The sequence below is a fragment of the Allobosea sp. 47.2.35 genome, from assembly GCF_024655635.1.
In the GTDB taxonomy this organism is placed as follows: domain Bacteria; phylum Pseudomonadota; class Alphaproteobacteria; order Rhizobiales; family Beijerinckiaceae; genus Allobosea.
On the sequence record NZ_JANLGI010000032.1, the window covers coordinates 17,416 to 30,275 of the forward strand.

General features: G+C 60.7%; 13 protein-coding genes. 7 read left to right on the plus strand and 6 right to left on the minus strand.

Annotation, left to right across the window (positions count from 1 at the left end):
• Positions 1–14 precede the first annotated feature (14 nt).
• The 5 genes from NUV79_RS23630 to NUV79_RS23645 form a co-directional block, all read right to left on the minus strand.
• A complete protein-coding gene (locus NUV79_RS23630; protein ID WP_257735521.1) occupies positions 15–929 on the minus strand; it encodes a cation diffusion facilitator family transporter in 915 nt (304 codons plus the stop codon).
• 106 nt (positions 930–1,035) lie between these two features.
• Positions 1,036–1,590, minus strand: coding sequence for a copper chaperone PCu(A)C (locus NUV79_RS25340; protein WP_374679324.1), 555 nt, complete (start codon positions 1,588–1,590; stop codon positions 1,036–1,038).
• Positions 1,587–2,144, minus strand: a complete 558-nt coding sequence (gene lspA, locus NUV79_RS23635) for a signal peptidase II (RefSeq protein ID WP_308218247.1) — start codon at positions 2,142–2,144, stop codon at positions 1,587–1,589. The genes NUV79_RS25340 and lspA overlap by 4 nt, the downstream gene beginning before the upstream one ends.
• Entirely contained in the window at positions 2,105–2,701 is a 597-nt protein-coding gene (locus NUV79_RS23640; protein WP_257735523.1) for a methyltransferase family protein, read from the minus strand. The genes lspA and NUV79_RS23640 overlap by 40 nt, the downstream gene beginning before the upstream one ends.
• A gap of 32 nt (positions 2,702–2,733) precedes the next feature.
• Positions 2,734–5,487, minus strand: coding sequence for a heavy metal translocating P-type ATPase (locus tag NUV79_RS23645; protein ID WP_257735524.1), 2,754 nt, complete (start codon positions 5,485–5,487; stop codon positions 2,734–2,736).
• A 227-nt stretch (positions 5,488–5,714) separates the two neighbouring features.
• Here NUV79_RS23645 and NUV79_RS23650 point away from each other — a divergent pair, with 227 nt between their 5' ends.
• The 7 genes from NUV79_RS23650 to NUV79_RS23680 all read left to right on the plus strand — a co-directional run bounded on the left by NUV79_RS23650 (position 5,715) and on the right by NUV79_RS23680 (position 11,845).
• Complete coding sequence (locus tag NUV79_RS23650; RefSeq protein WP_257735525.1) at positions 5,715–7,052, plus strand: Nramp family divalent metal transporter; 1,338 nt, start codon at positions 5,715–5,717, stop codon at positions 7,050–7,052.
• A gap of 633 nt (positions 7,053–7,685) precedes the next feature.
• Positions 7,686–8,306: an SCO family protein gene (locus NUV79_RS23655; protein ID WP_257735526.1), complete on the plus strand. Its 621-nt coding sequence runs from the start codon at positions 7,686–7,688 to the stop codon at positions 8,304–8,306.
• A gap of 113 nt (positions 8,307–8,419) precedes the next feature.
• Positions 8,420–8,842: a TlpA disulfide reductase family protein gene (locus NUV79_RS23660; protein ID WP_257735527.1), complete on the plus strand. Its 423-nt coding sequence runs from the start codon at positions 8,420–8,422 to the stop codon at positions 8,840–8,842.
• A gap of 612 nt (positions 8,843–9,454) precedes the next feature.
• Positions 9,455–10,012 carry a TlpA family protein disulfide reductase gene (locus NUV79_RS23665; protein WP_257735528.1) on the plus strand — a complete coding sequence of 186 codons (558 nt, stop codon included), beginning with the start codon at positions 9,455–9,457 and terminating at the stop codon, positions 10,010–10,012.
• The gene (locus NUV79_RS23670; RefSeq protein ID WP_257735529.1) at positions 10,012–10,740 is read left to right on the plus strand and encodes a cytochrome c biogenesis CcdA family protein; all 729 of its coding nucleotides are present in this window, start codon (positions 10,012–10,014) and stop codon (positions 10,738–10,740) included. The genes NUV79_RS23665 and NUV79_RS23670 overlap by 1 nt, the downstream gene beginning before the upstream one ends.
• A gap of 29 nt (positions 10,741–10,769) precedes the next feature.
• The gene (locus NUV79_RS23675; protein WP_257735530.1) at positions 10,770–11,198 is read left to right on the plus strand and encodes a disulfide bond formation protein B; all 429 of its coding nucleotides are present in this window, start codon (positions 10,770–10,772) and stop codon (positions 11,196–11,198) included.
• Positions 11,195–11,845 carry a DsbA family protein gene (locus NUV79_RS23680; protein ID WP_257735531.1) on the plus strand — a complete coding sequence of 217 codons (651 nt, stop codon included), beginning with the start codon at positions 11,195–11,197 and terminating at the stop codon, positions 11,843–11,845. Before NUV79_RS23675 ends, NUV79_RS23680 begins: the two co-directional genes overlap by 4 nt.
• A 458-nt stretch (positions 11,846–12,303) precedes the next feature.
• On the opposite strand, the gene NUV79_RS23685 is transcribed toward NUV79_RS23680, so the two are convergent.
• A partial coding sequence (locus NUV79_RS23685; RefSeq protein WP_257735532.1) for an IS3 family transposase occupies positions 12,304–12,860 on the minus strand: 557 nt, incomplete at its 5' end.

Sequence of the window (12,860 nt, forward strand, 5' to 3'; positions counted from 1 at the left end):
ACTGACCGCGAAAGTCAGATCCGAGTGTCGTGTCCAGAGGACTGCCGAATGTCCTCGTCCTCAATCTGAATGGTCGTGTGCGAGATTCCAAACTCCTCGCGCATGACCACGCTGGCGGCTTGCAGGGTGCTCTTCGCCTGCGACATATCAGACGTGATGACGTGACAGCTCATTGCATCGAGACCGGATGTGAGCGTCCAGACGTGGAGATCGTGGACCGCGGTGACATTCGGAAGTGACGCCAAACGAGCTTCGATCGCTCCGACGTCGATCTCCGGCGGTGTCCCCTCCATCAGGATGTGGACCGCCTGTTTCAGGAGCATCCAGGTGCGCGGGACGATGAAGAGCCCGATCGCCGCGCCGATGATCGGGTCGGCCAGTTTCCACCCTGTGAACATCACCACTGCGGCAGCAACAATGACACCTAGCGAGCCCAACATATCGCCGAGCACCTCGTAGTAGGCGCCTTTGACGTTCAGGCTTTCGGACGAACCGCCTGAGAGCAATTTTAGGCTCAGTAGATTGACGAACAGGCCGATGACCGCAACAATCAGCATGGGACCACCGAGGATCTCCGGCGGGTTTTTGAAGCGTTGATAGGCCTCGAATAGGATGTAGACGGTCAGCAGCAACAGCACGACCGCATTCGCGAGCGCCGATAGAATTTCAAGGCGAACATACCCGAACGTCTGCTTTGGCGTGGAGGGGCGCTCAGCAAATCGAATGGCAATAAGCGCCAGCGCCAAACCGCCCGCATCGGTGAGCATGTGCGCGGCATCTGCCAGCAGGGCCAGACTGCCGGTCCAGAGGCCTCCAACAACCTCCGCAATCATGAAGGTTGTCGTGAGGCCGAGAGCAAGCGCGAGGCGCGACTTGTGCTTGCCAGCGCCGGTGACCTGCGCTCCGCCGTGAGAATGTCCTGCGCCCATGAAGCCCTCTCAATCGATTTGCAGCTAGGCCGATCGAAATCGGAACCTGGAGGAATTGAGACGAAGGCCCATCCTTCTGGCCCGTCCTTGGAAGCAGCCGACGAGACTAGGAATGGTCATTGTGAGGCGGCTGACCCGGGCTCTCGATCCGAACGTCGGCCTTTAGCCGGCCGGCCCGAGCAAAAATGAACTCGACGGGCAGAGTGGTACCTGGCTCGACCTTCTGCCTCAAACCGATGAGACGAATTTGCTGATAGTCAGGCTTGAGGCTTGTCTTTGCCGACGGAGCCAGATCGATCTCACCAAGCTCGTCCATTCTCGTGCTGGCTGAGCGCCGGATGGTCCTCTCAAACACGACGCCAGAGGCTGCAGTCGTTTCGACGGCAACAAGTCGATCCAGCCTCGGGGCGTTATTCTCAAAGATTGCGAACACTGGCAGGTCGTCCCCAACCAAGGCCGTCCCGCTCGACCACGGGTGTATTACGGATACACCGTTGGCCCGAGCTACGGGCTCAGTATGGGTCATGCCCAGCAGCAGGAACGGCCCAACACCTATCAGCGCCAGGCCGACCGTCCTGCCAACGGCTTTATAGCTCGGAGAAGCGACCTGGTCGGCTCGTCCGAGAGCATCGATAAATTTCCTGAACCCGGTGCCAATCATTTGGAGCCGCCCTTCAATCCTGTGTGGGACGGAGCCGATCGCGAATTCAGCGGCATCAAGCTGACCACCAGTATCAAAGACACGCCGATGCTGATGGCGATGTCGGCTCCGTTGAAGGTCGGCCAGTGGTAGCCTGCCCAGTGAAGATCGATGAAATCGGTGACGGCGCCTTGTCGCCAGCGATCCGTGGCGTTGCCCAGGGCTCCACCCGCGATCAAAGACAATCCTATCTGCTCCAGATTTGTCTCACTCTTCGCAGCCCAGACCAGCAATCCTATAGCGACGACAAACTTGAAGAGGCCGAGAGCGCCGGGCCAGGCGTCCAGCCACTCGCTGCCCAAGCCGAAGCTGACCCCGTAGTTGAAGCCGAGCCTTACATTCAGAAACGGCGTCAATTCGATGATGCGCGGAGGCACCATGACCTTGTTGAGGATCAACCACTTGCTGATCTGATCGGCGGCTAGCGCAACAGCTGCCCAAGCAAGCACGCGACGGGTTGTCCGAGCCTTTGACATTACATGTTCCCGGATTGTTGAGAGCGATAGCCGATCCATCGGCCTACGCGCGCGCAATAGGCACGGTAAGGCTCGCCCAAAGCCTTCAGCAGAACGCCTTCTTCGATGCGTACCTGGAGCGCTATCGCATAGAGCGCCGACGCTGTGAGTCCAGCCTGGACGATGCTCGGCTTGGCGATGAAAAGGCCGCCGAATAGGAGTGCTTGGCCGACAAAAACGGGATTGCGCGAGATGGCGAACGGACCCCCATCAACGATAGGCCCGACGTGGTCTTCAGCCGTCCCGATCCGCCATGAGGCACCCATGTAACCCTGCGCAAAAAGGGCAAGGCAGACTCCGGCAAGCACCAGGACGAATCCCACCACGTCTGGCGCATTTCCGCCCAGTAGGCCCGACAACGGATCGGCGGAAAATGCACTACCAAAAATTGTCGTGCCTAACGGCCACAGCACCGCTCCTGCGAACGACAGCCTGAACAGCAGCGCCGGCACGAATTGGCGCGGCGATCCGTTGTCGAATAACCACACTGGCTGATCTGAGGATCGAGCTAGCGCGGACGATAGCGCCAAGAATCCCGCAACGTAGGCGATGGCCACCCCGTACGCCGCGAGTTCCAGGGCCGACATTGCTAAGACACTTGACTGGCGTTGAAGCGCAATAGCCGCAGGGCGTTTGCGGTTACGATGACGGTCGCTCCCGTGTCAGCAAGGATGGCGACCCACAAGCCAGTGTAGCCCAAGACGCTGGTCACGAGGAACACGCCCTTGAGCGCCAGCGCGATGGTGATGTTCGTCCGGATATTGCCCATCGTCGCCCGCGCCAGGCGGATCATGGCAGCGACATCCCGAACCCGGCTTTTGAGGACGGCTCCGTCGGCCGTCTCCAGAGCAACATCCGTGCCGGAGCCCATGGCCACTCCGACATTGGCTGCAGCGAGGGCGGGGGCGTCATTGATGCCGTCACCGACCATCATCACAGATGTCTCGCTCGCGAGCGATTTGATGGCGGTGACCTTATCGTCAGGCATCAGCTCGGCTTTGTGCTCCATGCCAAGTCCACCTGCGATGGCGGCGCCGGTTCGAGCATTGTCGCCGGTCAACATAAGCGATCGAATTCCCATCGCCTTCAATTCGGCTACAGCCAGGGCAGCATCATCCCGAGGTTCATCACGCAATGCGATTAGCCCCACCAGGTTGTCGCCGGCGATGACGGCAGCGACGGTCTTTCCATCGGATTCAAGCCGCTCGACATTCGCCTTGGCCTCAGAGTCGAACGTCGCTCGGGAAATCGCATGCCGGGGCGCGCCAACAAAAACCGAAATGCCATCCAAGGAGCCAGTGACACCTTGCCCGGCGATAGCCGCAGCATTTTGCGCTGGTCGAACCGTGATGGCGTGAGACTTGGCGCGATCCAAGATTGCCTCAGCCAGAGGGTGGTTGGATCCGGTTTCAACGGATGCCGCGAGTTCGACGACGCGGCGTTCATCCTCTCCGAGTGCGATCACTTCAGTCACGCGCGGAGTACCAGCGGTCAACGTACCGGTCTTGTCGAAGGCGACGACGCCCGTCTTGGCGGCCGCTTCAATGACAACCCCGCCCTTCATCAGCAGGCCCTGACGGGCACCAGTAGACAATGCGGCTGCAATGGAGGCGGGCACCGAGATGACGAGCGCGCATGGACATCCGATCAGCAGCAGCGCCAGCGCCCGGTAGATCCAGACCGACCATTCGGCGCCGAGCAGGAGCGGAGGCAGCAGTGCGACCAGCACGGCAAGCCCGACGATCGCCGGCATGTACCAGCGCGAGAAGCGGTCGATGAAGCGCTCGGTCGGGGCGCGGGCCTCCTGCGCCTCCTCGACCAGGCGGATGATGCGGGCGATGGTGTTGTCCTCGGCCGCCTTGTCGACGCGCACGCGCAGGGCCGCTTCGCGATTGACCGAACCGGCATAGACGGGCTCCCCGACGCCCTTGGTCTTGGGCATCGACTCGCCAGTGACCGGGCTCTCATCGATGCCGGAGGTGCCGTCGGTGATCTCGCCATCGGCCGGGATGCGGTCGCCGGGACGGACAAGCACGGTCTGGCCGATTCTGAGGCTCGTGGCGTCGACCTGGCGGGTCGAGCCGTTCTCCTCGATGATGGCCGTCTTCGGGACGAGATCGCCGAGCGCGCGGATCGAGGCGCGGGCCCGGTCGGCCGCGACGCCTTCGAGGACTTCGCCGACGGCGAAGAGGAAGACGACCAGCGCCGCTTCCTCGGCGGCGCCGATGAAGAGCGCGCCGATGGCGGCGATCGTCATCAACATTTCGATGGTGAAGGGGATGCCGGCGCGGGCCGCCGCGAAGGCGCGTTTCGCCACCGGCGCGACGCCGACGACGCAGGCCACGATAAAGGCCCAGTGGCCGATGCCAGGCCAGATCAGCCCGGCGGCATAGGCGGCACCGAGGAACAGGCCGGTCGCGATGACGAGCCGGCCCTTGCCGGTCTGGTACCAGCTCGCGCCGTCGGGCGTGGCCTCATGGACATGGCCGGGCAGGCCGTGGCCGTGGTCCTTCACTGCAGACGTGGAGCCCGAGACCTTGGCACTGTGTGAATGAGCGGCGTGCTTGTCGCCTGGTTGATCGTGATTGTGGTCATGATCATGCTTATGGCCAGCATGATCATGGCTCTGCCCGTGCTCATGACCATGGTTGTGCCCATGCTCATGATCATGCGAGGGGCCATGGTCATGGCCCGAACATGAAGTTTTGCCGTGATCATGCTTGGCATGATCGTGATCGTGGTGATCGTGAGTGTGACCCGCGTGACCATGATCATGCCCGCAGCCACAGCTGTCTTCTTTTGCCGCAGGCGCGGGTGATGCCAGTGCTGCAAGCGCAGTAGTGGTGTAGCCGAGGCCCTTCACGCGCTTCTCGATTGCGTCAGGGGCGGTTTGTCCGGCATCCAGTGCAAGGGTCAAAGTCTCGGATATCACCGAGACTTTGACATTGCTGACGCCGGGGAGGCGCTCCACGGCGCCGCGGATCTTCGCTGCGCAACTTGCGCAGTCCATACCCGCGACCTTCCAAGACAGGGTCTGCTTTGATGGTTCAGTTTTATCGTGGTCGTGGGCTTGACCGACGTCGTCATTCGCGTGGCGCTTGCTCTCCACCATCGCTATTGCGCCGAAGCCCAGGCTTTTCACGCGCTGCTCGACCGCCTGACGAGATGTACGCGTCTCGTCTAGCTTCAACTTCATCGTTTCCGACATCAGCGAGAGCCTGAAATCGGACACGCCTGGCATTTTTTCGACGGCACCGCGCACCTTGGCCACGCAGCTGGCGCAATCCATCCCGCTAATCTTCCAGCTCAAAGGCTGAAGCTTGCTGTCCTTGCTGGCGGCCATAGGGATGACTCCTGGTGCCCGAATTTCGGAAGCTGCATCTCTACAACCTCTAGCGACTTCAGGTTCAAGCGAAAAATTTCATACTCTGGTTGCGGGCCAAATCGCCCGCCGACGGAGTCTCGCCGGGCTTCGGATGGCTCGAACATTCAACGGGAATTCCTAGGTCTTGACAGGCTTCAGCAGTTTCTCTTATTGCAAATGAAATGCATTTACAGAAAGACCTTCCGATGAAGGGCAGTGAGATCGCTGAAACCGGCTGGCGCAGGCAGCGCGGCGAGCCGTCCATGCTCGACGTGTTTCGGAGCATCACAGTAAATCCTGGTGCGACGCCCTGGCGCAGATTCCTTGCCTTCGTGGGCCCCGGCTATCTCGTTGCAGTGGGCTATATGGACCCCGGCAATTGGGCGACTTCACTCGCTGGGGGAGCGCAGTTCGGCTACGCGCTGCTGGTCGTCGCTCTCATTTCCAACATCATGGCGATTATTCTGCAGGCCCTTTGCGCCCGCTTAGCCATCGCGACCGGCCGGGATCTCGCGCAAGCGTGCAGGGACGCGTTTCCAAAAGCGGTCTCATGGCCGCTATGGGCCTTCGCGGAGCTGGCCATCTGCGCAACCGACCTCGCTGAAGTCATCGGGACGGCAATCGCGCTGAATTTGCTGTTCGGCATGCCCATGGAGATTGGCGTCTTAGTCACCGCTCTCGACGTGATCGTTATCCTTTGGCTGCAGAATATGGGCTTCCGTTGGGTCGAAGCCTTTATCATCACGCTACTCGGCGTAATTGCGCTCTGTTTCGGCATCCAGATTGCTCTGGCGGATCCGAACTGGGGTGAGGTCATTCGAGGTTTTGCTCCGACGACCGAGATCGTCCGCAATCCCCAGATGCTCTACCTGGCCTTGGGAATCATCGGTGCCACGGTGATGCCGCATAATCTCTATCTGCACTCCGGCATCGTGCAGACCCGGGCATACGGGAGCACGATCCCTGAGAAACGAGACGCGCTAAAATGGGCAACTCTCGACTCAACGATCGCTCTGATGTTTGCGCTCATCGTCAATGCGTCCATCCTCGTTCTGGCTGCTGCAAGCTTTCATAAGACTGGGCAGACCGAGGTCGCGGAGCTCGGCAGAGCGCACGAGTTGCTCGCGCCGCTCCTCGGAGCTTCAATCGCACCGACCCTTTTCGCGATTGCCCTTCTCTGCTGCGGGCTCAACTCGACGGTCACCGCGACGATGGCGGGTCAGATCGTCATGGAAGGCTTCCTCGATATCAAGCTTCCCTCGTGGCTACGACGGTTGGCGACCCGGCTCGTGGCCATCGTTCCCGCCCTCCTCGTCACCTGGATCTATGGTGCTGGAGAAACGGCGAAACTTCTGATCCTAAGTCAGGTCGTCCTGGGTCTTCAGCTTCCTTTCGCGATCGTTCCACTCGTCATGTTCACTGCGTCGCGGACAAAAATGGGCGAGCTCGTCGCGCCACGGTGGTTAACGGTGACCGCAGCGGTGGTGGCTGCCATCATCATCATCCTCAATATCAAATTGCTGGTCGACCTCGCGGTTGGGTGAACATCTCGTCGCATTGCCTGAGCGCAGTGGCCGGCTTAACAGAGCATCGTGAGAACCATTTCGAGCGCATACTGTTGGCGGTGCCTATGGGCAGTTGCGCTCGCTTGCGCGCTGGTGCTGACGTGCTTGATACAGCCCGTTCAGGCCAGCTACTCACTCGAATTAACCGCCGCGAGCCCTGCCAAAGACCTGCCGAGCGATTCTGGTTCGCAGGCGCCGGCCCGCATTTCGGACCACCACCAATCTTTGCAGAATGGGAATTCAGACCGGCACGCGCCTGGCGATAGGGCTTTGCTGCCCAGCGGTAAGCTGGCTGCTGCCGACGAAAACAGCTGGCCACGGTTCGTTCACCTACCTGCGCCCGCCGTCGATGCTACGGTTGTCGTGCCAGTCCGGGCACTTCTTCGCCAAGGATCAAGAGCACCGCCAGCCCTCATGACGTGAGTTGAACCGGCCTAGCCGGCCCCTTCGCTATGAGGAGACGACCTTGATGATTTTGCCCCCCGCAAGCGGCATTCCGAAGTCCGGCTTGGGCGCTAATTCCCCAACTCTTGCCATCCGTCACAGTGGGGATCGACGCGCGGCGGCGCATGCCTTTCGTCGCTATCAGCGCCAAAATCAAATGTGTCAGCCATGCCATTTCTGAAGTGGATACGGTACGGAGCGTGGGCTGCCGTTATCCTGATTAGCTTCACCTGCGCGGCGATTTTGCTGGGCTGGTGGCGGGTTGACGGATCCAGGGTTACCGCGGAGAGCCGATCCAACATCTCTACGCCCGTGGACATCGGAGGGCCATTTTCGCTGACCGATCACCGAGGGAAGGCTGTTACCGATAAGGACTTTGTCGGCAAACCGATGGCCGTATTTTTCGGCTTCACGCATTGCCCGGAAGTCTGCCCAACCACGTTGGTTCAGTTGGGAAACCTGACGAAGCAGATCGGGCAAGCGGCGGACAAGCTCCAGATCCTGTTCATCACGGTTGATCCTGAACGCGACACTCCAGAGCAGATGGCGCTCTATCTGGAGTCCTTCGACCCACGGGTCGTCGGCTTGAGCGGGACCCGTGAGCAGGTGGAGGCTGCTCTGAAGGCGTACAAGGCCTATGCCAAAAAGGTCCCGACCGACGGCAGCTACACCATGGATCACACCGCGTCCGTGTATCTTATGAATGCGGACGGCAGCTTCCGAACGATGATCGACTATCACGAGGAAGATAGCTCGGCGCTCGCCAAAATTCGCATGGTGTTGAGGTGATCAGCAGGCGCCGATGGCTCGGCGCTTCCGTCGTCATATTAGGCATCGCGGCCCCGGCAGCATATCTCGGGCTGGCTCGGCGATTTGGGGGACAGGCAGAATTCCGCCCGGCAGTGACCTTTGAGGACGTCAACGGCCAGCCGCGATCGCTGGCCGATTTCCGGGGCAAGTACGTGCTCCTGAATGTCTGGGCGACCTGGTGCCCACCATGCGTGAAAGAGATGCCTTCGCTTGATAAGCTTCAGGCTTTGAAAGGCGACACTCGCTTTGAGGTTGTCGCCCTTTCAGTCGACCGGAAAGGTCCGCAGCTCGTCAAAGACTTTTACCTGCGCGCGAATATTCGATCGCTTGGAATCTACCTCGATCGCGAGGCCCGGAGCATGTCTGCCCTCCGGGTCACGGGACTTCCGATGACGCTATTGCTCGATCCAAGCGGCGTCGAGGTCGCGCGGTGGGCTGGAATGCGGGAATGGGATAAGCGGGAGATGATGCGGGAGATCGACGAGCGGATCACCGAAAGGTCGACTGGTCGATGATCGCCTCCGGACGGCACCTTCAAGAAAGCGCGAGCCTCGGCCTCCCAAATTGCCTCGGATGCTCAACTCGCGATAATTCGGAACCATGATGGCAACCAGGTCAGCTCGAACGATCGGACGCAGCCTCTTGGCTGTCGTTGGCGGTCTCGTGCTGCTGCTTCAGCTGCTGGTTAGTGCGTCGGCGACGAGCAACCATCTCGCCATCAAATTCGTTCAACGCGGCACTCCGCTGTCAGAAATTTGCGGGACAACGCCGGCCACCAAAGGTGATCGCGCCGCGCATATCGAAGGCCTGAACAGTTGCTGTTTCTGGGCGAAACCCATCGCCTTGACGTCCTTGGTCCCGCCTGCGGCCGCAGTCTTGGTTTCGGATCGTCCCGGGCCAGCCAAGTTGGTTTTTGCGCTGCCCTTCGCTCCGTTCGTTTTGCCACCCTCGACAGCACCGCCGCGCGCGACCGGTCCTCCATCCCAAAGTTGATCAAGCGGGCCTCGCGAGAGGCTTTGCTAGGACCGCGTTCAGCGGATCCGAAATCGTAGCTGAACCTCACGCGCACAGACAGCGCCGTGCATTGGGGCAGCTCATGATCCCGATCAGCCCAGGGGCGCCGCGGAGTGCTCGGCGAAATTCTCAAGTCCCGGTTCGCTATCCTCACGGCTGTCGCAACTGCGGCAGTCGCGATTTTGGCTGCGTCACTCTTCGTCGATGAGAAGGCCCCACGAGCGGGAACCGCTGGGGCACTCGGGTTCTATCGACTCGGTGGCGAATTTACCGACCTGAAAAGCTTCCAGGGTCAGCCGGTTCTCTTGAGCATCTGGGCGACGTGGTGCTTGTCATGCCGCGAGGAGCTTCCGGCTCTCGCGCGCCTAAATCGCGAGTGGAAAGAGCCCAGCCTTCGCGTCGTCGCACTGTCCGTCGATCGTGACGGCGCGGAAGTCGTAGAACCTTTGCTCCGCAATCTCGGCATCGTGGACTTGCCGGTCTTTCTCGATCCCGCCGGCCGGGCCGTGAAAGAATTTTCGGTTTCCGGGCTGCCGACGTCCATCCTTCTCGATCGCAATGGTCGCGAGGTCGGCCGCTGGTTCGGCCCCAGATCTTGGGATGCGACGGCAACGAGGCAGGAAATCATCGGGCTGATCGCAAAGGGTGGAAACGAAGGACAGAAGCCCTGATGGAAATCGCGAACATCAGCATTCTAGCCGCTCTCGCCGCCGGCGCCGTCTCGTTTCTGTCCCCCTGCGTGCTGCCGTTGGTCCCTGGCTACCTGTCGTATGTCGCGGGAAGCTTGTCGGTCGACTCCGACAGCCCGAGAGCGCGGATAAGTGCCTTTGCTATGAGCTTCTGGTTCGTGCTCGGATTTTCGACGGTTTTCGTCATCCTGGGCGCGGGAGCCTCTGCGTTAAGCCGGCTTCTGCTCTCCTATCGTTACGAGGCCGGCCTCGTCGGCGGCGCGATCATCGTCGTCTTTGGCATTTTCAGCACTGGCGTTGTGCGGATCCCCTGGATGGAGCGGGAATTCCGACTGAGTCCGCAAGTGTCAGGCGGACGGCCGCAAAGCGCTTACATTCTCGGGCTCGCTTTCGGTTTCGGATGGACGCCCTGCATCGGGCCGATTCTCGGCGCAATCCTTACCGTGAGCGCGACCTCTACGACGCCCGCGGCGGGCGTGGCTCTCTTGGCGATCTACTCGCTCGGCCTGGCCATCCCCTTTCTCCTCACCGCTCTGCTAGCCGGCGGCATCACTGCGCGTCTGCGGAGGCTGCGCAGCTTCGGTCGAGGTCTCCAGATTTTCACGGGCCTAACGATGGTTGCCATGGGGCTCGCCATGATGACGGGGCGCCTCTCAACCATGGCGTTCTGGCTACTCGAAACCTTCCCAATCCTCGCACTTATCGGTTGAAAGGCCTCTATTTGATGACAAATCCCAGCATGTTACCCGACCAGGAAGGGCGGTGGTCGTTTCTGTATCTGGCATGGCTCGTTGCGCTGGTCGCGAGCTTAAGCGCGCTCTTCATCGGCGAGGTGATGGGACAGGCTCCCTGCAGCCTTTGTTGGCAACAGCGGGCATTCATGTTCCCGCTCGCCATCCTACTCGCTATCGCCAGCTTTCGTGCGGACACGACGGTTTGGCGATATGCATTGCCGCTGGCCGCTCTCGGTGCGGCGATCGCTCTGTTCCACAGCCTGCTCTACGCTGGCCTGATCCCAGAAGGCATCCAGCCCTGCTCGCAAGGCCCGTCCTGCGCGAGCGCAGAGATGACCGTCCTTGGAGTTCTGCCGCTCCCATACCTCTCGCTGGCAGCATTTTTAGCAATCGTGTTCGCCCTGCTTGCTTCAAAGTCGAAGGCACAATCATGAACCGTCGCGGCCTTGTCATTGCAACTGGCGCGCTGGCGCTCTCGTTCTTCGTGGGCGGGAGTGTGGCTTACAACGCTCAACAAGCGCGGAGAGCGCGCGAGATTGCCGCGGCCCGTGCCGAGGCATTGGTGCGGAGCCATTCCCCGGTCCTTGGTCCGCTGAACGCGCCCGTCACAATCGTGGAATTCTTCGATCCATCGTGTGAGGCGTGTCGAGCCTTCTATCCGCCCTTGAAGCAGATCATGGGTTTGTTCCCCAACGATGTTCGCCTCGTTATGCGCTACGCGGCATTTCACGACGGCTCCGACGCCGCCGTAAAAATCCTTGAAGCGGCTCGCCTTCAGGACAAGTTCGTGCCCGTCCTCGAGGCACTCTTGGAGTTTCAGCCGGAGTGGGCCGATCACACTGGGCCCGTGTTGGAGAAGGCTTGGGCGCGCGCGAAAGATGCGGGCTTGGATATCGAGCTGGCGAAGCGGGACTGGACACGCGCTGAAATCCAAGCTGCCCTGGATAGCGACACCCGCGACAGCAAATCTCTGGAGGTGACACGCACTCCGACGTTCTTTGTGAACGGCCAACCGCTGACCGACTTCGGCCCACAGCAGCTCTACGACATGGTTCGTCGGGAGGTACAGAAGACGAAGTAGCGCGGATATTTTCGATGCGGTGGCTGGATGAGCCCTGCGCGCACCAGCCACCAATTCGCGATTGTGGAGCTGTACCTTGTCGCGAAGAGCGATCGTAAATTTGCTATTCCGGGTAGCGATACTGATCGTCGTCGCAATCGGCATCTGGACCGGTCGTATCAAGCTTCGCGGATGAGATAAACGTTGTTCTGAACGAGCGCCAAGGAAGCGCTCGGGCTGGAGTGGATACGTCATGCTTGACCCGCATCATAGGGTCCATATCATGCCTATGATCGGGGAGTTGCGATGGATCTACGTCAGCTTGAAGCGTTCGCGGCGGTCATGTCCGCTGGGAGCATCACGGGTGCAGCGCGCCTTCTAGAGGCTGTTAGGGACTGCCGTGCAGTTGGGCGACGTTTTTGAGCATGATTGAGACGAATGCGACTGATCCGCCCCCGCCGACTGGTCCAAAGCGATTGTTAGTGGAGAGTTGGCCTCGCGGCCAGCGCGGGCGGCGTAGCTGGTCCGGGTTGCGCAGTCGCCCGCGCGGTCATGGCGGGCACGAAGACCTCCGGCGCGGGAGGCTTGTATCCGAGCGAGCCATGCGGGCGGACGGTGTTGAAGTGCCGCCGCCAGCTTTCTACGACGATCTTCGCCTCGGCGAGGGTGTAGAAGATCTCGCCGTCGAGGAGTTCGTCGCGCATCCTGGCATTGAACGACTCGATGAAGCCGTTCTCCCAAGGGCTGCCGGGTGCGATGTAGGCGGTCTTGGCGCCAACCGCGCCGATCCATTCCTGCACAGCCTTCGCGACGAACTCCGGCCCATTATCTGAGCGAACATGTTCCGGCACACCGCGCAGGATAAACAGGTCCGAGAGCACGTCGATGACATCGATCGCCTTCAACCTTCGGTCGATCCGGATCGCCAGGCATTCGTGGGTGAACTCGTCGATGATGTTGAGCATGCGATACTTTCTCCCATCATGGGTGCGGTCCTCGACAAAGTCGTAGGACCAGACATGGTTGGGCCGCTCGG

What these genes read in the sequence shown, in the direction of transcription:
- NUV79_RS23630 (WP_257735521.1), bottom strand. Translation starts at nt 929, where the DNA reads ATGGGCGCAGGACATTCTCACGGCGGAGCGCAGGTCACCGGCGCTGGC.
- NUV79_RS25340 (WP_374679324.1), bottom strand. Translation starts at nt 1,590, where the DNA reads ATGATTGGCACCGGGTTCAGGAAATTTATCGATGCTCTCGGACGAGCC.
- lspA (WP_308218247.1), bottom strand. Translation starts at nt 2,144, where the DNA reads ATGGATCGGCTATCGCTCTCAACAATCCGGGAACATGTAATGTCAAAG.
- NUV79_RS23645 (WP_257735524.1), bottom strand. Translation starts at nt 5,487, where the DNA reads ATGGCCGCCAGCAAGGACAGCAAGCTTCAGCCTTTGAGCTGGAAGATT.
- NUV79_RS23650 (WP_257735525.1), top strand. Translation starts at nt 5,715, where the DNA reads ATGAAGGGCAGTGAGATCGCTGAAACCGGCTGGCGCAGGCAGCGCGGC.
- NUV79_RS23655 (WP_257735526.1), top strand. Translation starts at nt 7,686, where the DNA reads ATGCCATTTCTGAAGTGGATACGGTACGGAGCGTGGGCTGCCGTTATC.
- NUV79_RS23670 (WP_257735529.1), top strand. Translation starts at nt 10,012, where the DNA reads ATGGAAATCGCGAACATCAGCATTCTAGCCGCTCTCGCCGCCGGCGCC.
- NUV79_RS23675 (WP_257735530.1), top strand. Translation starts at nt 10,770, where the DNA reads ATGTTACCCGACCAGGAAGGGCGGTGGTCGTTTCTGTATCTGGCATGG.
- NUV79_RS23680 (WP_257735531.1), top strand. Translation starts at nt 11,195, where the DNA reads ATGAACCGTCGCGGCCTTGTCATTGCAACTGGCGCGCTGGCGCTCTCG.